Consider the following 25,235-nt stretch of genomic DNA (forward strand, 5'->3'; position numbering starts at 1 on the left):
TATAGTGTGGCGAGCCAATCGGGCACCCCGCCACCGACACGACATCCGGGAGCCAATGCGGAGCAACAGCCTTTCCAAGCGCATCGCGGCGTCGATCACCAAACGCATCCAGGACGGTGAATTTCCCCCTGGCGCGCATCTGCGCGCCGAGCAGATGTCCGAGATCTTCAAGGTGTCCCGCTCGCCGATCCGCCAGGCGTTCCAGATCCTCGCCGCGCAGGGGATCGTCGAGCAGAAGGTCAATCGGGGCTTCTTCGTCAGCGAGGACCCGGCGCTGCCGGCGCCGCGGCAGGACCTGGCCGAGCATACCGATGCGCCCGAGATCCATTTCCGCTTCGCCGAGGACTGGCTCAACGACCGCATTCCCGCCGACGTTACCGAGCAGTTCCTGCGCGACCGCTATCACCTGACCAAGGCACAGGTCTTCGAACTGCTGACCCGCGCCGCAAACGAGGGCTGGGCCGAACGCAAGGAAGGCCGGGGCTGGCGCCTTCTCGCCGTCGCCAAGGCCACCGAGACGCTGGAGCAGATCTACCGTTTCCGCGCCATCATCGAGCCGGCGAGCCTTCTCGAACCCGGCTTCGCCCTCGACCGGGCGGCGATCGCGGAGCAGCGGCGGATCCAGGAGGGCATGTATGCCGGCGACATCGAGCGCATGTCGGCCGACCGCCTGCTGGTGACCGGCGTGAACTTTCATGAAGCGCTGGTCCGCATGTCCAACAGCCCGTTCTTCCTGCAGTCGGTGGTCCGCGCCAACCGTATGCGGCGGCTGCTCAACTATCGGACGCTGGTCGACCGCGCGCGCTTCTACGACCAGGCCCGCGAGCACCTGCAGATGCTCGACCTGCTCGAGCGCGGCGAGAACCTCGAATGCTCCTACCTTCTCAAGCGCCATCTGACCGGCGCCCTGGCGCAGCGGGCGATCTGGCAGGAATCGGCGCCGAAGAACATGCTCGTCTCCAGCGCCGCCGAGTGAACGGCCTCAGATCGCGAGCTGCGAGATCCTCGGCAGCGCGCGAAGGTCGTTGAGCTGTTCGAGCAGCCGGCGCGGATCGGCGATCACCCCGTCCACCAGATGCAGGAACTTGGCGTCGAGCTCTTCGGCGCTCATCGGATTGCTCGGCGCGCCGCGGAAGTCGCGCCGCTCGATGGCGAATTCGCGCCCGTCGCGCAGCCGCACGCGCAGCTTCGTCGCCCATGCCGCGCCCGGCGCCTTGCTCTCCTCGTTCAGGGTGAGCACCACCCGCTGGGCGAGATCGATGATGCCGGCATCCTCGTGCGGGTTGTCGAGGAAGGACGAGGGCTCGCTCGGATCGCGCCAGGCCGCCGTCGCCATGCAGAACGGCAGGCTGTACTGGGCCGTCGCAATGTCGTTGGGGTGGCGGATGTCGTGGTGGCTGAGGACCTTCTCGCTGGTCGCGATGTGAATCTCGGCGATGTCCTGCGCCGCGAAGCCGTGCGCGGCCTGCAGGTCCCGAAGCGCCTGGATCGGCGTGTTGGCCGTCACATGGCAGGGATAGGCCTTCATGCAGATCCGGCTGGTCTCCCAGTTCGAGCCAAGCCCGGCCGTCAGTTCGTCGAGCTTAGGCTCGCGGGTGAAGGCCTCGAAGAAGCCGAGCTTGCCCTCCAGCACGACGTCGGGCCCGTCGAACCCGGCGGAGGCGAGGCAGGCCGCGAGCACGCCGCCCTCCGATGCGCGCCCCGTATGCAGGCGCTTCACCGTCCCGCCATTGCCGGCCTTGGAGAAGGCGAGCAGCCCCGAGCACAGAGAGCCGGCGATGCCGAGCGCATTCGCCATCTGGCGCGGATCGAGCCGGAGCAGCCGGCCGGCGGTGACCGCGGCGCCGAAGGTGCCGGTGAGGCCGGGCGAGTGGAAGCCCAGCTTCTCGGCCGTGTTGCGCGCGGCGACGCCGATCCGGCACATCACCTCGCACCCGGCGACGAAGGCGACGAGCAGGTCCCGCCCGCCCGCATCGACCTCGTCGCCGACGGCGAACATCGGCGGCAGCAAGGTCGAGCCCGCATGCACGCCGGCGCTCGGCTGGCGCAGATTGTCCATCTCGAATCCGTGCGCCAGCGTTCCGTTGGCCAGCGCCGCGAACGGCGTCGCGACGCGCGCCGGGGTGCCGAGGATGCGACCCGTTCCCCCGCCGCCATACTTCACCGCATAGTCGATGACGATCCGGCTCCACGGCAGGGTCGAGCCGAAGACGGTCGCGGCGACCGAATCCACGATAGCGTCGTTGGCCTTGCGGACGATCGCGTCGGGAATGTCCTCGAACGACAGGCGGGACGCGAAGTCGGCGAGGATCTGAGTAGGCGATGACACACGCATTCTCCGTGCTTTGTCGATGACGGGATGGCGGGAACGGCGGGGGGCGCTAGGCTTCGGCCTCCGCCTCGGCGACGATCCGCCGTGCCGAACGCACCCGGTGCAGCAGCGGCGCGCACAGGATCACCGCCGCCAGGATGAGCAGGACGGCCGAGATCGGACGGTCGACGAGGATCATCGGGTCGCCGTTCGACATGGTGAGCGACTGGCGGACCGCCCGCTCCATGGCATCGCCGAGCACGAAGCCGAGGATGAGCGGGGCGCTCGGGAAGCCGAGCTTGGCCATGCCGTATCCCATGATGCCGAAGAAGACGAGCAGGCCCACATCGAACATGTTGCCCGACGCGCCATAGGCGCCGGCGATCGCCACGCCGAGGATCATCGGATGCAGGATGTAGATCGGCACCCGCAGGATCTGGGCGAACACGCCGACCAGCGGCAGGTTCATCACCAGCAGGGCGACGTTGCCCACATACATGCTGGCGACGAGGCCCCAGAACACGTCGGGCGACTGCTGCATCATCAGCGGGCCCGGCTTCACCCCCCACATGATGAGGGCGGTGAGCATGATCGCGGTCGATGCGCCGCCGGGAATGCCGAGCGTCAGCAGCGGCAACAGCGCGCCACCTGTGTCGGCGTTGTTCGCCCCTTCCGGCGCCGCCAGCCCTTCCGGCGCGCCGTGGCCGAACCGTTCGGGGTGGCGCGAGACGGCCTTCTCGATCCCGTAGGAGACGAAGGAGGCGATGGTCGAGCCGGCCCCCGGCAGCAGCCCGATGAAGAAGCCGGTCAGCGAGCCGTTGAGGAAGGCGAAGCGGCAGTCCTTCAGTTCCGCCCAGGACGGGAACAGGTTGCGCAGCCCCTTCGGCACCTTCAGCAGTTCGACGGTCCCCCTCGCCTCGATGTTGAGCAGGATTTCCGAGATCGCGAAGATGCCGATGGCGAGCGACATGAATTCGATGCCGCCAAGCAGCGAGCTCTGCCCGAAGATGAAGCGCGACTGGGCGGTGAACAGGTCGGTACCGATGCTCGCCAGCCAGAGCCCGACCAGCGTCGACAGGATCGCCTTGGGAAAGTCGCTGCCGCCGAGCAGGACGACCAGCGACAGGCCCATGACCATCAGCGCGAAATATTCCGGCGAGCCGAAGGAGAGCGCGAACGAGGCCACCGGCGGGGCCACGAAGGTCAGCATCAGCAGGCCGACCGTGCCGGCGACGAAGGAGGCGATCGCCGCGATGCCGAGCGCCGCGCCGCCCCTGCCCTTCTTGGCCATCTGGTAGCCGTCGACGCAGGAAATGACCGAGGACGCCTCGCCCGGCATGTTGAGCAGGATCGAGGTGGTCGAGCCGCCGTACTTCGCCCCGTAGTAGATGCCGGCGAACATGATGATGCCGCCGGTCGGATCCATGTTGAAGGTCAGCGGCAGCAGGATCGCGATCGTGGCCGACGGCCCGAGGCCGGGCAGGATGCCGATGACGGTGCCGAGGAAGCAGCCGACGAAGCACCACAGCAGATTCATCGGCTGCAGGGCGATGCTGAACCCGTGAATAAGTCCTTCGAATACGGTCATGACTCAGGCCCCCCAGAACATGCCTTCGGGAAGATCCACTTCGAGAAGGACCGGGAAGAGGATGTGGAGCGCGACGGTGATCGCGGCTGCGACGATGAACGCCCGCAGATAGGACTGGCCGAAGATGAAGCGGACCAGCAGGAAGGTGAAAATGCCGAACCCGGCCATGAAGCCGAAGATGTCCATCAGCGGGATCGCCAGCGCGAGCCCGACCCAGGCGGCGAGCGCGGCCCACACGCCCTTGGGATCCTTTTCCTCGTCGTCGGCGAAGATGCCCTCGGCCGGCGCCACGCGCAGGCTGCGAAAGGCGAGGTAGATGGCGACGACGACGATCAAGCCGCCATAGAAGATGGGAAAGAAGCCGGGTCCGGGCCCCTCCGGTCCGAAGAACTTCCAGGCACTGCTCTCCCAGACGATGTAGGCACCGAGGGCCGTGAGGCCCACGCCGGCGATCAGGTCGCCCGTCGACTGTCTTGTCATCGTTCTTCCGTCCCTATTCGTATGTTTTTGTGTGCCCGCCCTAGCGAACATCGATTCCCAGCAGATGGAGGCCTCCCAGGCACAGCCCCGCGGCCATGAGCAGCGAGATGGGAGGAAAGCGCGGACGCAGCAGGAGGATGCCGGCGGTCGCGCCAGCGATGGCCCAGGAGGCCGGGCCGGCGTCGGCGATCCGGAACAGCGATATCGCGCCGGCGGCAAGCAGGCCGGTGCCCACCGGGGTCAGCCCCTCCTGGAGGATGGAGTGCCACTTCGTCCCCTTGTGGCGATCCCAGGTCAGCGTGGCGGCGTAGCAGAGGAACGAGCTCGGCAGGAAAAGCGCCACCGTGGCGACGAAGGCGCCCGTGACGCCATAGAGCTTCCAGCCGATCAGGGTCGCGAGCATCGAGCCCGGCCCCGGCGACATCCGGGCCACGGCGAACAGGTCGACGAAGTCCTGCGGGCTCATCCACTGGTGGACGTCGACCGCCTGGTGCTGCATCGCCGGCAGGATGGCGACGCCGCCGCCTATCGAGGCCAGCGACAGTGGCCCGAACACCATGGCGAGGGCGATCAGCGGATTGCTCTCAGCCATCGGCGCGCCTCCGCCAGGCGGCCATCGCGATGCTGCACGGCACGACGACGAGAACCACCGGGATGAGCGGCCACCTCATGACGCCGACCGCCCAGGCGGTGCCGGCGATGACGGCGAGGCTGCCTACCTGCCGCGACACCTGCGAGGTCCCGCGGATCACCACTACCAGCAGGAGCCCGATCGCCGCGGCGGTGACGCCGGCGAGCCCCGCCGTGATCGCGCCGATCTGGCGCAGCCAGTCGTAGGCCATGGCCGCGCCGATCACGACGAAGAACGGTCCGAACAGCAGCGCCGACAACGCCACCAGCGATCCCGGCCATCCCCGCAGCCGCTGGCCGACATAGATCGCCAGATTGCCGATATTCACGCCGGGAATGATCTGGCACACGGCGAGGCCGCTGAGGAATTCGCGCTCGTTCATCCAGCCGCGGCGCGTGACGACCTCGTGGAAGACGAGGCCACTCATGCCGCCGCCGAACGCCGACAGGCCCAGCTTGGCGTGCAGCATCGCGATGTCGATCAGCCGAACGGGCCGGTCGGGCGCGGCCGCCTGCCCCGTCGGGTCCGGTCGATCGAGCGTCTCCATCAGGCGGCTCCCGCGCCGGCGAGCCGGACGGCGTCGCCATGGGGGGTGAACCGCGTCTGGAACCGGGCCGAGCGCTGCGCCACGAGGTCAACCACATCCGCGCCGCAGGTCAGGTCCAGCGCGTGCGGATTGATCTCGCCGTCCATCCGGGCCGGGATGTATTCGACCGCGCAGATGCGCTTGTCCTCGATGAGGCAGCGCACGATCATGGTCTCGTTCTCGTGACCCTTCTTCAGGTTCTGCTGGGCGAAGGTGAAATTGCCGAGCGAATAGAAGATGGCGCGGCCCTTGTAGACCTCGATGCCCTGCAGCACGTGAGGATGCGAGCCGACCACCAGATCGGCCCCCACATCGACCGCGTGACGGCCGAGCTCGACCTGATATTCGGCGATCTCGCGATAGCCGCGCGAGACGCCCCAGTGGAAGGCGCAGACGACGATGTCGGCCCCCCGCCGCGCCGCCGCGATGTCGGCGGCGAGCTGTTCGCGGTCCTCCTCGAACAGCCGCGTGCGCACGATCGGTGGAGTCCCGGGCACCTCGAACACCCGGCGCGGCGCCTCGTAGGACGTGCGCGCCCGCATGACGGCGAGGCCCGGCGTGTCGGGTCCCGCCGCCCATTCCGGGATGAAGACGGAGGTGTAGCCGAGCAGCGCGATCCGGCATCCGTGCTTCTCCACGATTGCCGGCCGGTGAGCCTCGGCGAAGTTCTCGCCGCCGCCCGTGTGCTTGATGCCGAGCCGGTCGAGATGGCCGAGCGTCTCGCGCAGCGCGTCATGGCCGAAATCCAGCATGTGGTTGTTGGCGACGGTGACGGCATCGAAGCCGGCGGCGCTCAGCGCCGTCACCTGCCGCGCGTCGGCGCGCCAGTTCGTCTCCTTGATCGACCAGGGCGCCCCTGAATCGGAGGTCGACCCCTCCAGATTTCCCAGGGTGAAATCACCGCTCTTCAGGAAGTCGCCGACATACTTGAAAACACTTGGCGGATCGTCGCGCTGCACGAACACATCGCCCACAAGAAGCATGGTCAGTTGCTTCTTCTTCGATTCCATCTTCAACCTCACGCCGATGGTCAAGTGACGGGCCCCGGCCGCGGACGGGACCCGCCGTCCTGGTTCAGGGATTCACTTTCATCCCGGCCTGCACGAGAATGTCGCGCATCTTGGCGACATAGGCTTTTTCGAACTTGGCCAGTTCTTCCGAGTTCATGTAGCCGTCTTCGAGCTGGGTCTTCTTCAGATAGTCTTTCCAGCCGTCCGACTTCGCGAGCTTGGCGAACAGGTCGGAATAATAGGCTTTGGCATCCGCCGACATGCCGGGAGGTCCGATCACGCCGCGCACCTGCGGCACGCTGGTGATCTCGTAGCCGGCCTCGGTTAGCGTCGGCACGTCGGGGAAGGCGGGCAGGCGCTTGTTGGCGATCTGCGCCAGCGCGCGCAGCTTTCCTCCGGTGACGAGACCTGCCTCCTCGCTCGGCTCGATCATCATCAGGTCGGTATGGCCGCCGAGCAGCGCGGAGATGCGCTCACCCGCCGAGGGATAGGAGACATAGGCCCAGTCGGCGCCGGTCTTGGCCATCAGCAGGTGGCGCACGATCGCCTCGCGGGCGAGCGGGTTGCCGGCCGACTGCTTGTATTTCTTCGGCTCCGCCTTCGCCGCCTCGATGAAGTCCTTCAGCGTCTTGAACGGCGAATCCGCACGCACGACGATCAAAGCCGGCTCGTAGACGAGGTTGGCGATCGGCGTCAGCTCTTCCATGGTGGTCGTCTTGACCTCCTGGACCAGCGGATCGATCAGGTAGGTGCTCGAATAGAGCCCGATCGTGTAGTCGTCGCCCTTCTTCTCACCCAGAAAGTTGCGGGCGTTCGCGCTGCCGCCGCCGCTCTTGTTGATGATCTGGAAGCGGACCGGAATGAGGCCCTCCTTCTCCATGATCGAGATCATGGCCCGGCCGAAGATGTCGTTGCCTCCGCCCGGCCCCGCATGGACGATGATCTCGACCGGCTTCTTGGGCACGAACTCCGCATGCGCGGCACCCGCGAACACCAGGGCCAGGCCGGCCGCGGCGATCAATGAAAGACGTCCCTTGGCTTTCATGCATTTCCTCCCGGTTATTCTTGCGTGATTTTTGCACGCTGTTCGTTGTGCGCGTCCGCCCTTTTGGCGTGGCGGACGCGCTAGACTGCTACCGCGCCGTCTGAATGCCGGCATCCGTCAGGATTTTCTTCATCTGCTCGGCATATCCGGCCAGGAATTCCTTGAGCTGGTCGCCCGGAATGTACCGGTTCTCAAGCTGGTTGTCGGCGATGTACTTCTTCCAGGTCGGCGTCTGGACCATCTTCGCGAACAGGTCCTGGTAGAAGGCGACGGCCTCCTTCGACATGCCCGGAGGGCCGACCACGCCGCGCGCCTGCACGGGGATGTCGATCGCGTAGCCCGCCTCGCGGATGGTGGGCACGTCCGGGAAGCCGGGGATGCGGGTGTCGGAGACCTGCGCCAGCGCACGAAGCTGGCCCGAGCGGATGAGGTCGCCCGCCTCGGTCGCGTCCAGCACGTACATGTCGGTGTGCCCGCCCAGCAGCGCACTGATGCGCTCGCCGCCGCCCTGGAACGAGATGTAGTGCCACTTGGCGCCGGTATTGGCCATCAGCAGATACCGCACCACCGCGTCACGTCCGATCGGCGAGCCGCCCGACTGCTTGAGCGTGTTCGGCGATGCCTTGGCGGCGTCGATGAAGTCCTTCAGCGTCTTGTAAGGCGAGTCGGCACGCACGACGACAAGGGCCGGCTCGACGATGAGATTGGCGATTGGCGTCAGGCCCTGGAGCGAGTTCTCGGCCTCTTTCTGAACGATGTGGTCGCTGGTCCAGTTGCTCGCGAACAGCGCGATCATGTCGTTGTCGCCCTTGGCGGCGGTGACGAAGTTCATCGCGCTCACGCTGCCGCCGCCGGTCTTGTTGACCATGACGAAGCGGACCGGGCTGAGCTTCTCCTTCTCGATCACATTGATGATCTGCCGGCCGAACACATCGTTGGCCCCGCCGGGACCGGCATGGACGACGATCGACACCGGCTTGCTGGGCACGAATCCGTCGGCCGCCGCAATGCCCGAAGCCGCCACCACGCAGGCGGCGACCAATGCTGTCCGCAAGAGAATACGCATGAGAACCAGCCTCCCTACTGATTGAATTTTTTCTTCTAAGATTGAACGATAGCATTCATCAGTGCAAAGTCAACGCGAGCAATCCCCCCTTTATGGCGGTTTGCTCGGCCCCTCATAGGGACAAGAGAACGCCATAGTGCAATCACGGGGAGGACGTCATGAAATTGGCGATATTCGGCGCCGGAGCGGTCGGCGGATATGTCGGGGGACTGCTCGCGCATGAGGGATGCGAGGTGACGCTGGTCGACATGTGGCATGAGCATGTCGCCGCGATCCGCGACCACGGCCTCGAGATCACCGGGCCCGAGGGAAGCCTCGTCGGCCGCCCGCGGGCGGTGACGATCGGCGAGTTCACCTCGACCGTCTGGCCGGAGCCGGTCGACATCGCCTTCATCTGCGTCAAATCCTACGACACGGAATGGATCGCGACCCTGCTCAAGCCGCATCTGGCGCCCGACGGCTTCGCCGTCTCGCTGCAGAACTGTCTCAACGAGGGCACCGTCGCGCGGGTGCTGGGCGCCGAGCGCACGCTGGGCTGCGTGGTGGCGAGCATCTCGGTCGAATTGTTCGCGCCCGGCCGCATCCGCCGCGAGCGCGCGCGCCGGACCGAGGGCCATAGCGTCTTCCGCGTCGGCGAACTCGACGGCCGCCAGAGCGAGCGCACGCACCTCGTGAGCGAGATGCTGCACAAGGTGGACAACGCCAGGGTCACCACGAACCTGCAGGGCGAGCGCTGGTCGAAGCTCGCCAACAACGCGATGAACAGCGGCATCGCCGCCACGACCGGGCTGTCGGCCAAGCAGGGAATGGCGGATGCAGCACTGCGCCCGGTGATGATCGACCTCGCCATGGAGACCGTCGCCGTCGGCACGGCGCTCGGCCACGCGCTCGAGCGCGTGGGAAAGGTCGACGCGGCCCTCTATCTGCGCGCCGCACGGGGCGACGGGGCGGCCCGCGGCGAGATCGACGCGCTGCTGTCGGCCCAAGGCGACCCGAGGCCGGCGACGCGGCTTTCCTCGATGGGCCAGGACATCGCCAAGGGGCGCCGGACCGAGATCGATTTCCTGAACGGCTATGTGGTGGAGATGGGCCGGCAGGCCGGGATCGCCACCCCGGCCAATGCGCGCGTCGTTGCTCTCGTGCAGGAGATACAGGCGGGCCGGCGCGCGCCGCACCCGGACAATCTGCGCCGGCTGGCGGTTCCCGGCTAGCCGGCCGCGCGCGACTTCGCGGCGCTGATGAAAGCCTTGGAGCCGCGCGCCATGAACTGCTTCTGATGCACGTTCACCCAGCGCAACCCGAGATCCATGTAGTGGCCGACCGCGTCGATCTCGTCCTGCACGTTCATGCCGGCGATCTTGCCGGCATCGGCGGTGCGCCGGATACCGTCCTCGACCAGCGAGCGAACCTTCGGGTTCTTGCGGTCGCCCTTCAGCCCCATGGACTCGGCGAGGTCGTTCTGACCGAAATAGAAGACGTCGACCTCCTCGAGCTTCAGCAGCTCGGGCAGGCACTCGATGCCCTGCCGGGACTCGATCATGAAGATGATGATCTTGTCGCGATAGTCGCCCTTGTCCCAATGGCTCATACCGTCGAGAAGCGCCCTGCCCTCCTCGACCGAGCCGACCTTCGGCGCCTGTATGCCGCCGGCGCCGCAGCTCAGATAGCGGTTGATGAGCCCCGGCTCCTTGCTGTAGGGCCGCAGCACGGACGCCATGTTCGACACGCGCGCCGCGCGCGACAGCTCTTCGACCAGCTTGAAATCGGTGCTGCTCTGCTCGCAGTCGATGAAGAGCGCGTCGAAACCGAGATCCCCGACGAATTCGACCATCTGCGGCGTCGGGAAATCGGTATTGCAGACGGTGATGATCTTCTCGGAGAGAACCTTCTGCTTGATCGTGCCGGCCATGATCGCCTCCCTAGGCCCTGTTTTTCTCGATGTAGTCCCAGTTGAGCTCGTATCCGAAGCCGGGCTTCTCGTTCATGTAGACGAAGCTGTCGCGGATCTGGGCGCGGTCGGCATAGATGCCGTGCCAGATCGGGTCGCGATGGGGCGAGCCGTGCGATTCCACGGCGTAGCCCCCGCGCGGGAAGGCCGCGACCAGATGACAGTGAAGCTCCGGCGCGTGGTGCGGCGAGATCAACACGCCGTGGTGGTCGGCCAGATGCGCCACACGCAGCGCCTCGGTGAAGCCGGCATAGCGGGTGGCGTCGAACTGCATGTAGCGGATCGCGCCGCTGGTGATGAAGTCGCGGCAGGTGAAGCGGGTGATCTCACGCTCGCCATGGGCCAGCGCGACCGGGGAAGCGTCCGCCAGGAGCCGGAAATCGGCCGGCTGCAAATACCAGTGCAGCGGCTCCTCGAGCCAGGTGATGTCGTAGGGCGCGACCGCGTTGGCGAATTCGATGCAGGTCGACAGGTCATAGGCGCCGTTCATGTCGAGCATCAGCCCGACATCGTCGCCGATCGCCTCGCGGGTCGCGCGGATGCGGGCGACTTCCTCCTGCATGGCGCGCGCGCCGGTCTTCAGCTTCACGGCCCGGAAGCCGGCCGCGACGAAGCTCGCCATCTCGTCGGCGCAGGCGGTCAGTTTCTCGCCCTCGACGTAATAGCCGCCGGTCGCATAAGTGAAGATCGGCCGGTTCTCCGCACCGAGGATGCGGAACACGGGCAGGTTCGCGGCCTTGCCCTGCAGGTCCCACATCGCCATGTCGATGCCGCCGATCGCGCCCATGATCTGCGGCCGGGCTCCGCGCGGCAGCCCGCCGCCGCCCACGCGCGGTGCGGTCAGCGAGAACAGCTTCTCCCACACGCCGAGCGGCGACAGCGCGTCCATGCCGATGACCGCCTCGGACAGGCGATCGATCCAGCCGCAGATCTCCTTCATCGGCGTGCTGCTCACCTGGCCGTAGCCGACATGCCCGTCGCTGCTGCGGATCTCGACCAGGATCAGCGTGACGTCGTCCCGCGGCTCGTGGGCCGTGTGGTGCTTGCGCTTGAGCGGCGCACGAAGCGCGTGGGCGGTCACGGATTCGATTTTGGTCAAGGCGTCCCCCGGCGAACTGTTTTTGGTTCGCCTTAATTGCACAAAACAACTCTTTTGTGCAATAGAATGGCAGCTAAAATTGGGGTACGGCAGCGCTCGCCGCGAAGCCGGATTGCACGATGAAAGCGCTTTGCGCTCTGGAGTCAATCACTCGTCGGGGGACGACCGCCCGGCCCCGCCGCTACTCGGACGGCGCGGTCGGCGGTGGGGCGAGCCGCTCGGCCTCGTGCTTCAGCCGGGAGAAATACTGCGGGGTGATGTCGAGATAGGCGGCGAGCAGATGCTGGGGAATGAGCCGCCAGTCGGCCGGCAGTTCCTTGTCCATGTCGGCGAAGCGCTCGCGCGCCGTGCGCTGGCGCAGCGCGAGATAGCGCTGCTGCTTGCGGCTGAACGTCTCCTCCGTCATCCGCAGGGCCAGCGTGTTCCACTCGGGGTGCCGGGCCGCCGCCTCCTGCCGCAGCCGATAGGGCCAGACCCACATCGCGCACGGGATCACGGCCTGCATGCCGACCTCCGAGGGCACACCCTTCACGGCCGCGTCGAGCGCCAGCGCCATGCCGCCCCGGAAGATGAAGTCGAGCACGATGTTGCGCCCGTCCGAGCCGGGGGTGAATACCTGCAGGATGCCGCTCTCGAGAAAGCCCAGCTCGTGGTCGCTCTGCCCGACGCGGCAGAAGACCTCGCCCTTGGCGAGCAGCCGGCGCTCGGCCTGGGCTTCGAACCATTCGATCTCCCGCGGCGGCAGATCGGCCCGTTGCAGGATGTAATTCGACAATGACGACATGAGGTTGGCCACGCGGGTCAGCTTTCGGTCGACCGATTCCAGCGATCGACCATATCCGCGCGGGAGGTACTTTGCCACCTCGGCAAGGGCGAAATCGACCCTGCCCTGCCTCTTCGTAAGCCGTGTCGCGCCCTTGAAGCCGGCTCGACCTGCGGCCGCGTCAGCCCCTGCCGCCGCCCAGCACCAGATCGTCCCGGTGCACCATCTCGGTGCGGCCCTCGAAGCCGGTGATGGTCACGATCTCGTCCGACGAGCGCCCCTTGATGCGCTCGGCATGGTCGTGGTCATAGGCCACCAGCCCGCGCCCGATCTCCGCCCCGTCGGGGCCGCGCAGGATCACCGCGTCGCCGCGCTCGAAGATCCCCTCCACCCGCTTCACGCCCGCCGGCAGGAGCGAGGAGCCACGGCGCAGCGCGGCCACGGCGCCGGCGTCGAGATGCAGCACGCCGCGCGGCTCCAGCGCGCCGGCGATCCAGCGCTTGCGCGAGGCGACGGGGTTCGCCGGAGCGAGGAACCAGGTGCAGCGCCCGCCGGTCTCGATCGCGCGCAACGGGTTCTTCAGCTTGCCGGAAGCGATGACCATGTGCGCGCCGGCGGTGGTGGCGATCTTGCCGGCCTCGATCTTGGTCTTCATGCCCCCGCGCGAGAGCTCCGAGCCCGCCGAGCCGGCCATGGCCTCGATCTCGGCGGTGATGCGCGGCACCAGCGGCAGGAACTCCGCGTCCGGATTGTCGTTCGGCGGTGCGGTGTAGAGCCCGTCGATGTCCGACAGCAGGATCAGAAGGTCGGCGCTGGTCATGCCGGCGACGCGCGCCGCGAGGCGGTCATTGTCGCCGTAGCGGATCTCGGAGGTGGCGACCGTGTCGTTCTCGTTGATGACCGGCACCACCTTCAGCGCCAGCAGCTTGGCGATGGTGGAGCGGGCGTTGAGGTAGCGGCGGCGCTCTTCCGTGTCGCCCAGCGTGATCAGGATCTGCCCGGCGGTGACGCCCTCATGCGCCAGCGCCTCCGACCAGGCGCGCGCCAGCGCGATCTGGCCGACCGCCGCAGAGGCCTGGTTTTCCTCCAGCTTCAGCGGGCGGCGCGGCAGCTTCAATATGTTGCGCCCGAGCGCGATGGCGCCGGAGGAGACGACGAGCACCTGCCGCCCCTCGCGGTGCAGGTTCGCCACGTCCTCGGCAAGCGCCGCCAGCCAGGCATGCCGCAGCGCCCCGCGCGCGGAATCGACCAGCAGCGCCGAGCCGACCTTCACCACGATGCGGCGGAAGGAGGAGAGCTGCGGCAGGGCCGCCGTCTCGGCGATGTCGGTGGAAGTGGCGGCGTGACGGGTCATGGGAAGGGCGACTTCGGTGCTGGCGTCGGGCGACAAGGGGCGAATGCCGGCTACATACGCCCATTTGCGGGCGATGGCGCGGGAATTTGCGGGGCCGCCCCGCCCCTCGATGCGAGGGAGCGGCAGCGGCGCCGCGTCACGCCCTCACGGTCGCCAGGGCTCGGCGACTTCCTTGGTCTGCTCTTCCTCGCGGCCCTCGTTTATGACATAGGCCAGCGCGCGCAGCGCCTCGCGCACGCCCTGCCCCGAATGGGCGGAAAGCGCGAGCGGCTTCTTCTTCGCCGCGCGCTGCAGGCGGGCGAGCTGGAGCTTCAGCGTCTCCGGGTCGAGCGTATCGACCTTGGACAGCGCGACGATCTCCGGCTTGTCCTCGAGCCCGTGGCCATAGGCGTCGAGCTCGGCGCGCACGCTCTTGTAGGTCTTGCCGGCATGCTCGCTGGTGCCGTCGACGAGATGCAGCAGCACCCGGCAACGCTCGACATGGGCGAGGAAGCGGTCGCCGAGACCCACGCCCTCATGCGCGCCCTCGATCAGGCCGGGAATGTCGGCGAGCACGAATTCGCGCCCGTCCACCCGCACCACGCCGAGGCCCGGATGGAGCGTGGTGAAGGGATAGTCGGCGACCTTGGGCTTGGCCGCCGTGGTGGCGGCGAGGAAGGTCGACTTGCCGGCATTGGGCAGACCCACGAGGCCCGCATCGGCGATCAGCTTCAGGCGAAGCCAGATCCAGCGCTCCTCGCCCGGCAGGCCGGGATTGGCACGGCGCGGCGCCTGGTTGGTCGAGGTCTTGAAATGCGCGTTGCCGAAGCCGCCATTGCCGCCCTTCAGCAGGCGCACCTTCTGGCCGACATCGGTCATGTCGGCAAGCACGGTGTCCCCGTCCTCGTCCAGCACCTCGGTGCCGGCGGGAACGCGCAGCACGATGTCGTCGCCCCTGGCGCCCGACCGGTTGGCCCCCATGCCGAAGCCGCCCTTCTTCGCCTTGAAGTGCTGCTGGTAGCGGTAGTCGATCAGCGTGTTGAGCCCGTCGACGCATTCGATGACCACGTCGCCGCCGCGCCCGCCGTCGCCGCCGTCGGGGCCGCCGAACTCGATGAACTTCTCGCGCCGGAACGAGAGGCAGCCCGCCCCGCCATCGCCGGAGCGGACATAGATCTTGGCCTGGTCGAGAAATTTCATCGCAATGCGCTCAACAAGATGGACCCCCGCAGATGCAGGGGCCGGCTCAGTCTATCAAATCGGCCCGTTCAATGCCGGGTATCTATATCGCGGCGGATGGGGTGCGCGCTGGCGCCCCAGGCGCGCAGCGAACTCCACAGCCGCCGTTCGAGGCGGAAGCGGTCGACCGGCACCGAGGCGCCCAGCGCACGCACCCGCGTCAACCCGACCCCGGTCCACTGGAATCCGCACTTCTCCAGCACCCGGCGCGAGGCCGGATTGACCACGCGCGCGGCGCCCACCAGCGCCTCGAGGTCGCGGTCGCCGAAGGCGTGGTCGATCAGCGCCCGGGCCGCCTCGGTGGCGATGCCGCGATCCCAATAGGGCTCGCCGAGCCAGTAGCCGATCTCCGGCACGTCGTCCTCGCGGCGGTTGAAGCCGCACATGCCGACGGGGATCGGCGGACCGAAGGTCGATTCGTCCGCGCCGCGCAGCGCCGCCTCGTTCTTCAGGAACACCGCGAAGGTGACCGCGTCCGGGCCGCCCGGCAGGTTGGCGACGAAAGCCGCGGCATCCGCCATCCCATAGGGATGGGGAATGTTCGCGGTCATCTCGGCAACCTTTCGGTTGTCGGCCAGCTCCGCGATCCAGGCCATGTCCTCGATGCGCGGCGCGCGCAGGATCAGGCGGCCGGTTTCGAGGACGGCGGTACTGCTCTCGGCGAGGGGGGACCCGGGGGTCGCTTCAACAAGGGTCATCGGGGATCTCCTGGGGGCCTGAACGACGAAGGGGAGGCGGTTTCCTCGCCTCCCCTGTCGGGTACCCGGGATGTCCCCTTACGGACGTTCCGGAAATCCTACCAGTCGGGCGAGACCGGTGGGATTTCAAGAAACCTCACCGGTATTATTCGGCGGCCTCGGCGGCCGGAATGACGTTTACGTAGGTTCGGGAATTGGCTTTGGCACGGAATTCGACGCGGCCCTCGCAAAGGGCAAAGAGGGTGTGGTCTTTGCCCATGCCGACGTTCACGCCGGGATGCCACTGCGTCCCACGCTGACGAACGATGATGTTGCCGGCCACGACCTTCTCGCTGCCGAACTTCTTCACGCCCAGACGGCGGCCGTCCGAGTCGCGACCGTTGCGGGAGGAACCGCCTGCCTTTTTGTGAGCCATGGTGCTCTCCTATTCCTTCGCTGGCGGTCTCAGGCGCCGGTGATCGAGGTCACGCGGACCACGGTGAAGTCCTGGCGGTGGCCGATCTTGCGGCGCGAATTCTGCCGGCGGCGCTTCTTGAACGCAATGACCTTGTCGCCGCGCGTGTGCTTGACGACCTCGACTGTGACCTCGGCGCCGTCGACCAGCGGCGCGCCGACCTTCGGGCTTTCGCCGCCGAGCATCAGCACCGGCAGGGTCACGGAGGCGCCGGCTTCGGCGTCGATCTTGCCGACGGTGACGACCTCGTCGGGGGCGACGCGGTACTGCTTACCGCCCGTCTTGATGACCGCGAACATGTTCTGTCCTTTCGTTCGAGCCCGATCTCCCGCCTCATCGGCGTGGACCGGCTTCTTTCGGTCGGGTTATAGGGATGCGTGACGGGCGCGAGACGCCCATTACGCGAGGGCCGGTCCATAGCGGGCAAGGCCAGCGCTGTCAAGGACAAGGGCGTGCCCGGCGGCTGACGTCCCCCGCGCGCCCTCCCCGCGCCCGTTCCCGCCCGCGGATGAACCTTCCGGCCTGCGCAGCGTTGTGTGAGCAGACGTCGCCGCCCGGCGGCACCTGTTGATCATACACTCGCAGTGGAGAGTTCGTCATGGACACGCATCGCATCACCGGCGCCGCCCGCCAGGCCGGCGGAAGACTGCGCGGCATCGCAGGCCGGGCCGGCCATGACGCCGCGCTGCGGGCCGAGGAGGCCTATGAAGAGGCGATGGGCGCCGGCGGCCGCGCCTTCGGCGACGTGCGCGAGCGCACCCTCGCCCTCGCCGACGACGCGCTGGAATCGGGCCACGAGCTCTATGGCCGCTCGATGCAGGCGCTTTCGCGCCAGGCGGCCGTGCATCCGCTCGCGCTGGTGGTCGCCGCCGGCCTGACCGGCGCGGCCGTCGCCTGGTTCCTCAGCTCCGGCTCCCGCCGCTGAGCGAAGCCCCGGCGCCGGTCGGCCCGTCAGCGGGCCGGAGGCGCCGGGATTTCGAAAGGGCGGGTCCCGGTCTTCAGGCAGGAAGGTACACCAGCCTCTCGGCAGGCCATCGGGCGTTTGGCGAGGCGGCGCAGCATCTCCTCGGCAGGATCGGCAGCGGGCCCTTGTGATAGGGAGAGCCGACGCCTCGCGGCGTCGGCTTCCACGAGGCAGGCATCGGTCGCCGCGAGCCACCTCGCCCTTAGCGGATGCAACGCCCGCGCGCCCTCGTTCGCGCCTCCCGCGTTCATGCGGCGCCTCCCGGACTTCCTCGTCATCGGGTGTGAATTGCGGCGCCGAAGCACGGATTTCGCGACATGAGACGTTCACGGCACTTGTGCGCTCCTGCCGCCTCGGTTATTCAGCCCCCGCTCCAAGGCGTGGCCCCGGCCCGCCTCGCGCGCGGAGAGGTGCCGGAGTGGTCGATCGGGACGGTCTCGAAAACCGTTGTGCGTGCAAGCGTACCGTGGGTTCGAATCCCACCCTCTCCGCCAATTTCATTACATTAGTCGTTGATTTCATTTCGGTTTTTTCGCATGACCTTATGCGCTCATCGCCACCCCTCCCACATTATTGCGGTGGTGGGCACGCGGCCGAGGGCTGAAAGAGTGAGGCGGCCGGCCCGTTTGGTGACATTCTGTGTTTGGCGCAGAGCGTTGAGGTCTCTTTGGCGCCAATCGCGGACGGTCGACTGAACTCAGGAGCGGACGCTCAACCGTGCGCCGGGGACAATGAACGCTGAGGCGAAGCCCGCGCCGCAGGTGCCTTACGCGGCCACGTTCAGCACAACCTTCCCGAACCCGCCGCCTGCTTCGATATAGCGATGAGCCTCGGCCGCTCGGGACGTGATATCACCGGCCCGCGTGCATCCCGATCCGCCTGCATCCGCCATCCGGTCGAGTGAGCCGGGCCCGCATCCATTCGATTGGAGCGAAGCCCGGCTCATTCGCCTATTTCGACGCGGGGGCGACGCCGGGTGCCGGGTGTTCGACATCCCGGGTCGACATCTGCTTTAGCCACGCTGTCATGGATTCCAGCGAGACCGGTCCTTCTCCCAGGTCGACCGCGATAGATCCGATCTTGCCGGTGAAGTTTGCCGGTATCTGATAGTCAGCATCATCGACCGGCGTACCGGTATCGTGACCCACGTCGAACGTCTCGTCCCAGGCGAAGGTGAACGGGACCGTCTCCGGCAATGTCAGCTTCGCCGCTTCCTTTCCGTCCACGGTCAGGATACCTGTCCCGCCGCGTCCGAAAAGCATTTTGCCCTGCGGGTCCAGCGCGAAATCGAACACCAGCGTGTGCTGCCCACCGGTGAGCGCGTCTGCGGCCTGCCATTTCGGGCGCTTCAGGTCGAGCAGGTTCATGGTGAAGGTTGGCTTGCCATCCTTCAGATAGAGCCCCCAGCCGGCGAAGCGGCCACCTTGCGTCACAAGAACGCCGCTCCCCCCATCGGCGAGAACGGTGATGTCCGCGGTGATGCGGAACGACCGGTTGAGGATGCTGGGCGCGGCGTTCGCCTGCGTGCAGCAGGAGGGGCCGGTATAGACGAAATGCGTGCGGCCGGCGGCCGGGCCCGGACGCGGGGCGACCATCGCGGTGATGGAATTGTTCAGCGGGAAGACCTGGTTCTTCTGGCCCTCCATGATGAAGAGTTCCTGCAGCGCCTCGAGCCTGGCGGGCTCCGCCTTGGCGAGATCGTGCACCTGCGTCGGATCATCCGCGAGCTTGTAGAGCTCCCACGCATAACCGTTCATCACATCCGAGGGGCGCGGCGCAGCCACGCTGGCCCAGGGCGGCACGGGCGGCGTCGTGCTGGCGATCCAGCCATCGTTGTAGAGGGCGCGATTGCCCAGGATCTCGAAATACTGCGTTGTGCGCCTCGAGGGCAGCGCCTTGTTTTCCGCCGGAAGGGTGTAGGCCATCGACACACCGTCCATCGGACGCTGTGCGATCCCGTTCACCATATTGGGCTGGGGAATGCCGGCGAGGTCCAGGATCGTCGGGGCGATGTCGATGACATGATGGAACTGCTGGCGGATGCCACCATGGTCCTTGATCCTTGCGGGCCAGGAGATCGCCATGCCATTGCGGGTGCCGCCAAAATGCGAGGCGACCTGCTTGGTCCAGCGATACGGCGTGCCGAACGCCCAGGTCCAGCCCACCGCCATGTGGTTATAGGTCTTGTCGGTGCCCCAGGCGTCGTACCAGGGCATCTGCTGCTCGGCGTCGAGCGCGACACCGTTGAAATACATGACCTCGTTGGGCGTGCCGTTGACCGAGCCTTCGGCGCTCGAACCATTGTCGCCGCTGATATAGATGATCAGCGTATTGTCGAGCTGGCCGAGCCGCTTGACCTCGTCGATGACACGTCCGATCTCGTGATCGGTGTAGGCGAGATAGGCGGCATAGACATCGGCCTGCCGGATGAAGAGCTTCTTCTCGACATCCGTCAGGTCGCTCCAGCGCTTCAGCATGTCCGCCGGCCATGCCGGAAGAACGGCATTCTCCGGAATGACGCCGAGCCGCTTCTGGTTGGCGAAAATGCGCTCGCGTAGCGCTTCCCAGCCATCGTCGAACAGGTGCATCTGCTCAATGCGATCCACCCATTCCCGGGTGGGGTGGTGCGGGGCATGGGTGCCGCCCGGAGCATAGTGGATGAACCACGGGCGGTTCGGCGCGATCTCGACGTTCCTGCGAAGATAGTCGATGGCGTCGTCGGCCATGGCCGTGATGAGGTTCCACCCCGGATGGCCGTCATAGGGATGGATCGGCGTGGTGTCGCGGAACAGGTTGCCGGGCTGCCACTGGCTCGTATCGCCACCGACGAAGCCGTAGAAATAGTCGAACCCCTGCCCGGTCGGCCAGTTTGTGAACGGGCCGGCGGTGCTGGCTTCCCATGGCGGCACGTTGTGATCCTTGCCGAACCAGGCCGTCGCGTAGCCGTTCTGGCGAAGAATGGCCGCGATGGTGGCGGTCTCCGGCGGGATGATGGCGTTGTAGCCGGGAAATCCGGTCGACAATTCGCTGATGTCGCCGAAGCCGACCTGATGATGGTTGCGACCCGTCAGAAGGGCGGCGCGCGTGGGCGAACACAGCGCGGTGGTGTGGAAGGTGGTGTAGCGCAGCCCCTCATTCGCCACCTCGTCCAGCGTCGGCGTGGGAATGACGCCGCCAAAGGTGGACGGCGCGCCAAATCCCACATCGTCCGTCAGGATCAGGAGCACGTTCGGCGCTCCCGCCGGCGGCATGACCTGGGGCGGCCAGGCGGGCCTGCTGTCGACGGCATTGGGAAGGATTTTCCCGGAGAAGGGCGGCGAAGGCGCCGGCAACTGAAGCCCGGGCAAGGTCATCACCGCGTCCGGCGCCCCTCGCGCGCCACGGATAGTTTGGGCCTCGGCCCTCCCTATCAGCGGAACGGCCATGGCCAATGCGAGAAACTGAAGCATCAGCGATCGGAACATGCGACCCTCCCTTGCACGCTCGCCTTCAGTACAGCCCAAGCGTTCGTTGGCCGAATACTGCAACCGATCGATAGGGGGCGCCTTGACCCTGATCATTTGAGGTAGAAGGCACGGCCGCTCGCCGCGCGAACCTGACCTCGGACCCCGATCTTCCTTCAGGTTTGAGGTGAGTTCCTTCTCCTTATCCTCGGTGACACAGGCCTCCCGCCAGCCTTCCTGCGGGGCTACGGTCGCCAGCACCGGACTGGCGAGTTCGCTTGCTCGGGCTTCGCCGCGGATCGGCCCGCGAACCGCGCCGATTGCCGTTCGCTCGCAGCCCGTAAGGAAACGAAGGCCGTCTAGGCGAGAGCCCTGCCGCTTCGCTCGTCGAACAGATGGGTCAGGTTCGGTTGCGGAGCGATGCGGATCGTCTCTCCCGGCGCGAAGGAGAGACGTTCGCGGAACAGGCAGTTGATCTCCTGCTCGCCCACCTTCGCGACGACGAGGATTTCCGCGCCCGTCGGTTCGGTCACCAGCACCTGTGCCGCCACGCCTTGCGGATCGGTCTGCATGTGCTCGGGTCTTACCCCGTAGACCGCGGGCTGCCCGTCCTCCACGCCGCCGGGCGACGAGAGCGGAAGGGCGATCCCGTCGGGCGTTTCGAACCGGGGAGTTCCATCGAGCCGCACGTGCCCTTTCAGGAAGTTCATGGAGGGCGAGCCGATGAAGCCGGCGACGAACTGGTTCGCCGGCCGGTCGTAAAGGTCGAGCGGCGCCCCGATCTGCTCGACGATGCCGTCATGCATGACGACGATCTTGTCGGCCATGGTCATCGCCTCGATCTGGTCGTGCGTGACATAGACCGTGGTGGTGTGCAGGCGCTGGTGGAGCTCCTTGATCTCCGTGCGCATCTGCACCCGCAGCTTGGCGTCGAGGTTCGAGAGCGGCTCGTCGAACAGGAACACCTGCGGGTCGCGCACGATGGCGCGCCCCATGGCGACACGCTGGCGCTGGCCGCCCGACAGCTGGCGCGGATAGCGATCCAGCAGATGGTCGAGGCTGAGAATCTCCGCCGCGCGCCTCACCCGCGTCTCGATCTCGGCCTTCGGCGCCTTCCGCAGCTTCAGCGAGAAGCCCATGTTCTCGGCGACAGTCATGTGCGGGTAGAGCGCATAGTTCTGGAACACCATGGCGATGTCCCGGTCCTTGGGCGGCATCCCGTTGACGACCTGCTCGCCGATCCGGATCTCGCCGCCGGAGATATCCTCCAGCCCGGCGATCATCCGCAGCAGGGTGGACTTGCCGCAGCCCGAGGGTCCCACCAGCACGACGAACTCGCCGTCCTCGATATCGACATCGACGCCATGGATGACGGCCGTTGCGCCATAGGCCTTCTTCACGGCACGAATTTCAACAGTCGCCATCATGGCCTCCGATATCTCGACGGGTCACGCTACTTGACCGCGCCCGCGCTCAGTCCGTGGATGAGCTGGCGTTGCAGGAACAGGAACAGGATTGCCGGCGGGATGATGGAGACGATCGCGCCCGCCGCGATCTTCCCCCACTCGACGCCGAAGTCGGACAGGTAGAAGTAGAGGCCCACGGAGACGAGGCGCATGTCCTGCTTGGCCGCGAGGCTGACGGCGATGATGAATTCGTTCCAGACGTAGACGAAGACGATCAGCCCCGCCGCCAGCAGCCCGGGCACGAGCTGCGGCAGCACGATCCGCACGAACGCGCCGGCGCGGCTGCAGCCGTCCACCAGGGCGGCCTCCTCCAGCTCCGGCGGGATCGAATTCATGAAGGAGCGGAGCAGCCAGAGCGTGCCCGGAAGCTGCCAGGCGGTGAAGACGATCACCAGGATCGAATAGGTGTTCAGCAATTGCAGCTTCGCCGCCAGCGCGTAGAGCGGCACCAGCACCGCGATGACCGGCGTCATCGAGGCGAGGAGGAGGCCGATCATGATGGTCTCGCGTCCCGGGAAACGGTAGCGCGAGGCCGCATAGGCGCCGAGCGTCGCGCAGGTCAGCGTGCACAGCACCGTGAACAGCGCGACGATCGTGGTGTTGAGGAAGTACTGCGCCATCATGCTCTGGAAGATCACGGAGGCGTAGTTCTTCAGCGAATACACGCCCGAGCCGGAGGCGATGCCCTGGTTGGGATCCAGCGACAGCAGGAACAGCCAGGCCAGCGGCAGCACGGCGCCGATCGACGTCAGGAGGATGGCGACATAGGCCCACCAGGGCGCCTTATCTCTGAACATCGGCGCCCCCCTTGACGGCGAATTTGCGGATGTAGACCAGTGCCAGGACGAGGTTCAGGCAGAACACGACCACGCCGGCCGCGGCCGAATAGCCGAAGTGATAATTGGTGAAGGCTTCGCGCCAGACCCGCAGCGACAGCAGATAGGTCGCCTCGTTCGGTCCCCCGCTCGTCATGATGAACGGGATGGTGACCAGCGTGAAATATTCGAAGGTCAGCAGGATCAGCACCACCATCGCGGTCTGCCCGGCCATCGGCAGCGAGATGTACCGGAACTCCTGCCAGCGCGTGGCCCCGTCGATGCGCGCGGCCTCGTACATTTCCGAGGGAATAGACTGAAGCGCCGCCAGCATCAGGACCAGGGCGAACGGATAGGAGCGCCAGACATTGGCGATCACCATCGAGGCCATGGCGCCGAACTCGTTGCCAAGCGGGGCGAAGCTGACCCCGAACATCACCTGGGCGAGATGGGCCAGCGGGCCGAAATTGGCGTCGAGCATGGCCTGCCAGAGGAGCGCCGTGACCACCTGCGAGACCAGCCACGGCACCATGACGACCGTGCGCAGCAGGCCGCGATTGCGCAGCGGCGCCTCCAGAAGCAATGCCAGGAAAATGGCGAGCGACAGCGCCAGCACGTCGGACGCGATCACGAAGATCGCGGTGGCGACGAAGGAGCGCATGCCGCTCGCGTTGAAGAGCGAGAAGAAATTGGCTCCTGCGTTGAAGGAGCCAATCTGGAAGTAGTTGGTCGCGTGAAACGCAATCCAGAACAGGTTCACGATCGGGTAGAGCGTGATCGCGAAGATGATGACCGCTGCCGGCGTCAGCAGCAGGTACGGGCTCGCACGCGAGACGATTGTGTTCACGACGACTCCTGTGGGATTCGCTTGGAGCGCAGGCGGTATCGCCAGCGAGGCGGGATCAGCCGTTGCGCGCCTGATCCCAATCCGTGGCGACGCGCTCCAGCGCCTCCTTGATCGGCGTTCCCGTCATCATCTGCTGCGCCGCGAGGGCGAGGCGCGTCTGCAGGAAGTCGGTCCTCTTCGGGAATTTGAAGAAGTGCGGCGTCTCGGCCATATAATCCATGGCGAATTTGAGATCGGCCGCTTCCGGCGTCTTGAACCAGGGATCGGCGACGACGGATTTCCGCGAAGGCAGCTCCTTCGCCATCTGGGCGTTGATGAGCTGGGACTGCGGCGAGATCATGCTTTCGATGAACAGCCCCGCGGCTTCCTGCTCGTGGCAGCTCTTCGTCATCATGATGAACTTGCCGGCGGCGAAGGCGGGGCAGGCACCGTTCGGCCCCGGCTGGCGCGCCAGACCGAGATCGTCGCCCAGCGCGCTCCGGGCGGAGGCCACGATGTTGCTGGTGAGGATGGTGGAGAGCGCCTTGCGCCCCTTCATCGCGTCGAGAACATTGTCGCGGGTGAGCGCCGAGATGTTGTCCGGCGTCAGCTTGTGGACCTTCACCATGTCGAGGATCCACTGGAACGGCTTCATGCCGTTCTCGTTCAGGAAGCCGACCTCGCCCGTCTCGGTCACATATTCAGCGCCGCAGGCCCAGAAGGCGGGAATGAGCCAGTCGGTGAATTCGATGGCGTTGCCCTGCTGGCTGAGGCCGGTGAGGAAGCCCGGCTTGCCATGCTTCTTGGCGAGCGGGGTGAGGAAGGATTGCAGGCCGTCCCAGGTCGTCGGGATCTCGCCGTCCACTTCGCTGCGGATGTACCAGAACTCGTTGTTGAGCAGCGAATTCCAGTAATAGGCCATCTTCTGGCCATCATAGACCGTGTTGTCCCACGGAAGGATGAAGTCGTCCTTCTCGGCCTGCGACCAGTTCTTGCCGACGACGTCGTTCAGCGGTGCGGCCGAGCCGGCGCCGACCTGATCGGGCAGGTTGGTGGTCGAGAGCTGGGCGATGTCCGGTCCGCTGCCCGCCATGACACCCTGGATCACCTGCTGGCCCATGACCTGCCACGGCACGGGCTGGATCTCGACGGCGATTTCCGGGTGGGATTTGGTGAACAGCTCGACCATCGCCCCTTCGGCCTTCGAGCGGGCGTTGTTGGACTTGGGGTCGAGCGGGCTCCAGTAGACGAGCTTGACCTTCTTCGCCAGGGCCGGGCGGGGAAAGGCGCTCGCCGCGGCGAGCGTGCCGAGGCCCAGGGCGGCCCCGCCGAGGAACGTACGGCGGTCGAGATGGGGACCTTGCCCCTTCATCTTCTTGGTCATCGGGTGTTTCCTCCTGTGCGATCTGTTTGGCGTCGCGTCTTTTCGCTTCACATATGAAGCATTATTTTATAAATGATGCGCTGGAT

General features: G+C 66.6%; 24 protein-coding genes and 1 tRNA gene. 4 read left to right on the plus strand and 21 right to left on the minus strand.

Annotation, left to right across the window (positions count from 1 at the left end):
• Nucleotides 1-55: 55 nt before the first annotated feature.
• Nucleotides 56-976, plus strand: coding sequence for a GntR family transcriptional regulator (locus tag NVS89_RS19035; RefSeq protein WP_258734338.1), 921 nt, complete (start codon nucleotides 56-58; stop codon nucleotides 974-976).
• A gap of 6 nt (nucleotides 977-982) precedes the next feature.
• On the opposite strand, the gene NVS89_RS19040 is transcribed toward NVS89_RS19035, so the two are convergent.
• The 8 genes from NVS89_RS19040 to NVS89_RS19075 form a co-directional block, all read right to left on the minus strand.
• The gene (locus NVS89_RS19040) at nucleotides 983-2,329 is read right to left on the minus strand and encodes an MmgE/PrpD family protein (RefSeq protein WP_258734339.1); all 1,347 of its coding nucleotides are present in this window, start codon (nucleotides 2,327-2,329) and stop codon (nucleotides 983-985) included.
• A gap of 52 nt (nucleotides 2,330-2,381) precedes the next feature.
• A complete protein-coding gene (locus NVS89_RS19045) occupies nucleotides 2,382-3,899 on the minus strand; it encodes a tripartite tricarboxylate transporter permease (RefSeq protein ID WP_258734340.1) in 1,518 nt (505 codons plus the stop codon).
• A 3-nt stretch (nucleotides 3,900-3,902) separates the two neighbouring features.
• A complete protein-coding gene (locus NVS89_RS19050) occupies nucleotides 3,903-4,379 on the minus strand; it encodes a tripartite tricarboxylate transporter TctB family protein (protein WP_258734341.1) in 477 nt (158 codons plus the stop codon).
• Between the two features lie 40 nt (nucleotides 4,380-4,419).
• The gene (locus NVS89_RS19055; protein WP_258734342.1) at nucleotides 4,420-4,971 is read right to left on the minus strand and encodes a chromate transporter; all 552 of its coding nucleotides are present in this window, start codon (nucleotides 4,969-4,971) and stop codon (nucleotides 4,420-4,422) included.
• Nucleotides 4,964-5,557, minus strand: a complete 594-nt coding sequence (locus NVS89_RS19060) for a chromate transporter (RefSeq protein WP_258734343.1) — start codon at nucleotides 5,555-5,557, stop codon at nucleotides 4,964-4,966. Before NVS89_RS19060 ends, NVS89_RS19055 begins: the two co-directional genes overlap by 8 nt.
• Entirely contained in the window at nucleotides 5,557-6,606 is a 1,050-nt protein-coding gene (locus tag NVS89_RS19065) for a CapA family protein (RefSeq protein ID WP_258734344.1), read from the minus strand. Before NVS89_RS19065 ends, NVS89_RS19060 begins: the two co-directional genes overlap by 1 nt.
• Nucleotides 6,607-6,670: 64 nt before the next feature.
• On the minus strand, nucleotides 6,671-7,651 hold the full coding sequence (locus NVS89_RS19070; RefSeq protein ID WP_258734345.1) for a Bug family tripartite tricarboxylate transporter substrate binding protein: 981 nt from the start codon (nucleotides 7,649-7,651) through the stop codon (nucleotides 6,671-6,673).
• Between the two features lie 88 nt (nucleotides 7,652-7,739).
• The gene (locus NVS89_RS19075; protein ID WP_258734346.1) at nucleotides 7,740-8,717 is read right to left on the minus strand and encodes a Bug family tripartite tricarboxylate transporter substrate binding protein; all 978 of its coding nucleotides are present in this window, start codon (nucleotides 8,715-8,717) and stop codon (nucleotides 7,740-7,742) included.
• Nucleotides 8,718-8,875: 158 nt separating this feature from the next.
• On the opposite strand from NVS89_RS19075, the gene NVS89_RS19080 reads away from it, so the two are divergent.
• Nucleotides 8,876-9,928, plus strand: a complete 1,053-nt coding sequence (locus NVS89_RS19080) for a ketopantoate reductase family protein (RefSeq protein WP_258734347.1) — start codon at nucleotides 8,876-8,878, stop codon at nucleotides 9,926-9,928.
• Here the strand turns inward: NVS89_RS19080 and NVS89_RS19085 are convergent.
• From NVS89_RS19085 to rplU, 8 genes are all read right to left on the minus strand, one after another.
• The gene (locus NVS89_RS19085; RefSeq protein WP_258734348.1) at nucleotides 9,925-10,626 is read right to left on the minus strand and encodes an HpcH/HpaI aldolase family protein; all 702 of its coding nucleotides are present in this window, start codon (nucleotides 10,624-10,626) and stop codon (nucleotides 9,925-9,927) included. The two genes, NVS89_RS19080 and NVS89_RS19085, sit on opposite strands and share 4 nt — an antisense overlap.
• A gap of 10 nt (nucleotides 10,627-10,636) precedes the next feature.
• Complete coding sequence (locus tag NVS89_RS19090) at nucleotides 10,637-11,764, minus strand: mandelate racemase/muconate lactonizing enzyme family protein (RefSeq protein ID WP_258734349.1); 1,128 nt, start codon at nucleotides 11,762-11,764, stop codon at nucleotides 10,637-10,639.
• A 181-nt stretch (nucleotides 11,765-11,945) separates the two neighbouring features.
• Nucleotides 11,946-12,548: a Crp/Fnr family transcriptional regulator gene (locus NVS89_RS19095; RefSeq protein WP_258734350.1), complete on the minus strand. Its 603-nt coding sequence runs from the start codon at nucleotides 12,546-12,548 to the stop codon at nucleotides 11,946-11,948.
• 160 nt (nucleotides 12,549-12,708) lie between these two features.
• On the minus strand, nucleotides 12,709-13,881 hold the full coding sequence (proB, locus tag NVS89_RS19100) for a glutamate 5-kinase (protein ID WP_258734351.1): 1,173 nt from the start codon (nucleotides 13,879-13,881) through the stop codon (nucleotides 12,709-12,711).
• Between the two features lie 144 nt (nucleotides 13,882-14,025).
• Nucleotides 14,026-15,060 (minus strand): GTPase ObgE, encoded by a 1,035-nt coding sequence (gene obgE / locus NVS89_RS19105; RefSeq protein ID WP_258734352.1) that lies wholly within the window; start codon nucleotides 15,058-15,060, stop codon nucleotides 14,026-14,028.
• Nucleotides 15,061-15,128: 68 nt separating this feature from the next.
• Complete coding sequence (locus NVS89_RS19110; protein ID WP_258734353.1) at nucleotides 15,129-15,797, minus strand: GNAT family N-acetyltransferase; 669 nt, start codon at nucleotides 15,795-15,797, stop codon at nucleotides 15,129-15,131.
• A gap of 145 nt (nucleotides 15,798-15,942) precedes the next feature.
• Nucleotides 15,943-16,212 (minus strand): 50S ribosomal protein L27, encoded by a 270-nt coding sequence (gene rpmA / locus NVS89_RS19115; RefSeq protein ID WP_258734354.1) that lies wholly within the window; start codon nucleotides 16,210-16,212, stop codon nucleotides 15,943-15,945.
• Nucleotides 16,213-16,241: 29 nt separating this feature from the next.
• Entirely contained in the window at nucleotides 16,242-16,550 is a 309-nt protein-coding gene (gene rplU / locus NVS89_RS19120) for a 50S ribosomal protein L21 (RefSeq protein WP_258734355.1), read from the minus strand.
• Nucleotides 16,551-16,849: 299 nt separating this feature from the next.
• Here rplU and NVS89_RS19125 point away from each other — a divergent pair, with 299 nt between their 5' ends.
• Nucleotides 16,850-17,176, plus strand: coding sequence for a hypothetical protein (locus tag NVS89_RS19125; protein WP_258734356.1), 327 nt, complete (start codon nucleotides 16,850-16,852; stop codon nucleotides 17,174-17,176).
• Nucleotides 17,177-17,619: 443 nt separating this feature from the next.
• A tRNA-Ser gene (locus tag NVS89_RS19130) sits at nucleotides 17,620-17,709 on the plus strand.
• A 456-nt stretch (nucleotides 17,710-18,165) separates the two neighbouring features.
• On the opposite strand, the gene NVS89_RS19135 is transcribed toward NVS89_RS19130, so the two are convergent.
• From NVS89_RS19135 to NVS89_RS19155, 5 genes are all read right to left on the minus strand, one after another.
• A complete protein-coding gene (locus tag NVS89_RS19135) occupies nucleotides 18,166-20,679 on the minus strand; it encodes an arylsulfatase (protein WP_258734357.1) in 2,514 nt (837 codons plus the stop codon).
• Nucleotides 20,680-21,017: 338 nt separating this feature from the next.
• Nucleotides 21,018-22,082, minus strand: coding sequence for an ABC transporter ATP-binding protein (locus NVS89_RS19140; protein ID WP_258734358.1), 1,065 nt, complete (start codon nucleotides 22,080-22,082; stop codon nucleotides 21,018-21,020).
• 29 nt (nucleotides 22,083-22,111) lie between these two features.
• Nucleotides 22,112-22,921, minus strand: coding sequence for a carbohydrate ABC transporter permease (locus NVS89_RS19145; RefSeq protein WP_258734359.1), 810 nt, complete (start codon nucleotides 22,919-22,921; stop codon nucleotides 22,112-22,114).
• Entirely contained in the window at nucleotides 22,908-23,786 is an 879-nt protein-coding gene (locus NVS89_RS19150; protein WP_258734360.1) for a carbohydrate ABC transporter permease, read from the minus strand. The genes NVS89_RS19145 and NVS89_RS19150 overlap by 14 nt, the downstream gene beginning before the upstream one ends.
• Before the next feature lie 55 nt (nucleotides 23,787-23,841).
• Entirely contained in the window at nucleotides 23,842-25,149 is a 1,308-nt protein-coding gene (locus NVS89_RS19155) for an ABC transporter substrate-binding protein (protein WP_258734361.1), read from the minus strand.
• Nucleotides 25,150-25,235 lie beyond the last annotated feature (86 nt).

This window comes from Ancylobacter mangrovi, assembly GCF_024752355.1.
GTDB lineage: Bacteria > Pseudomonadota > Alphaproteobacteria > Rhizobiales > Xanthobacteraceae > Ancylobacter > Ancylobacter mangrovi.

What these genes read in the sequence shown, in the direction of transcription:
- NVS89_RS19035 (WP_258734338.1), top strand. Translation starts at nt 56, where the DNA reads ATGCGGAGCAACAGCCTTTCCAAGCGCATCGCGGCGTCGATCACCAAA.
- NVS89_RS19045 (WP_258734340.1), bottom strand. Translation starts at nt 3,899, where the DNA reads ATGACCGTATTCGAAGGACTTATTCACGGGTTCAGCATCGCCCTGCAG.
- NVS89_RS19050 (WP_258734341.1), bottom strand. Translation starts at nt 4,379, where the DNA reads ATGACAAGACAGTCGACGGGCGACCTGATCGCCGGCGTGGGCCTCACG.
- NVS89_RS19055 (WP_258734342.1), bottom strand. Translation starts at nt 4,971, where the DNA reads ATGGCTGAGAGCAATCCGCTGATCGCCCTCGCCATGGTGTTCGGGCCA.
- NVS89_RS19060 (WP_258734343.1), bottom strand. Translation starts at nt 5,557, where the DNA reads ATGGAGACGCTCGATCGACCGGACCCGACGGGGCAGGCGGCCGCGCCC.
- NVS89_RS19065 (WP_258734344.1), bottom strand. Translation starts at nt 6,606, where the DNA reads ATGGAATCGAAGAAGAAGCAACTGACCATGCTTCTTGTGGGCGATGTG.
- NVS89_RS19070 (WP_258734345.1), bottom strand. Translation starts at nt 7,651, where the DNA reads ATGAAAGCCAAGGGACGTCTTTCATTGATCGCCGCGGCCGGCCTGGCC.
- NVS89_RS19075 (WP_258734346.1), bottom strand. Translation starts at nt 8,717, where the DNA reads ATGCGTATTCTCTTGCGGACAGCATTGGTCGCCGCCTGCGTGGTGGCG.
- NVS89_RS19080 (WP_258734347.1), top strand. Translation starts at nt 8,876, where the DNA reads ATGAAATTGGCGATATTCGGCGCCGGAGCGGTCGGCGGATATGTCGGG.
- NVS89_RS19085 (WP_258734348.1), bottom strand. Translation starts at nt 10,626, where the DNA reads ATGGCCGGCACGATCAAGCAGAAGGTTCTCTCCGAGAAGATCATCACC.
- NVS89_RS19095 (WP_258734350.1), bottom strand. Translation starts at nt 12,548, where the DNA reads ATGTCGTCATTGTCGAATTACATCCTGCAACGGGCCGATCTGCCGCCG.
- proB (WP_258734351.1), bottom strand. Translation starts at nt 13,881, where the DNA reads ATGACCCGTCACGCCGCCACTTCCACCGACATCGCCGAGACGGCGGCC.
- obgE (WP_258734352.1), bottom strand. Translation starts at nt 15,060, where the DNA reads ATGAAATTTCTCGACCAGGCCAAGATCTATGTCCGCTCCGGCGATGGC.
- NVS89_RS19110 (WP_258734353.1), bottom strand. Translation starts at nt 15,797, where the DNA reads ATGACCCTTGTTGAAGCGACCCCCGGGTCCCCCCTCGCCGAGAGCAGT.
- rpmA (WP_258734354.1), bottom strand. Translation starts at nt 16,212, where the DNA reads ATGGCTCACAAAAAGGCAGGCGGTTCCTCCCGCAACGGTCGCGACTCG.
- rplU (WP_258734355.1), bottom strand. Translation starts at nt 16,550, where the DNA reads ATGTTCGCGGTCATCAAGACGGGCGGTAAGCAGTACCGCGTCGCCCCC.
- NVS89_RS19125 (WP_258734356.1), top strand. Translation starts at nt 16,850, where the DNA reads ATGGACACGCATCGCATCACCGGCGCCGCCCGCCAGGCCGGCGGAAGA.
- NVS89_RS19135 (WP_258734357.1), bottom strand. Translation starts at nt 20,679, where the DNA reads ATGTTCCGATCGCTGATGCTTCAGTTTCTCGCATTGGCCATGGCCGTT.
- NVS89_RS19140 (WP_258734358.1), bottom strand. Translation starts at nt 22,082, where the DNA reads ATGGCGACTGTTGAAATTCGTGCCGTGAAGAAGGCCTATGGCGCAACG.
- NVS89_RS19145 (WP_258734359.1), bottom strand. Translation starts at nt 22,921, where the DNA reads ATGTTCAGAGATAAGGCGCCCTGGTGGGCCTATGTCGCCATCCTCCTG.
- NVS89_RS19155 (WP_258734361.1), bottom strand. Translation starts at nt 25,149, where the DNA reads ATGACCAAGAAGATGAAGGGGCAAGGTCCCCATCTCGACCGCCGTACG.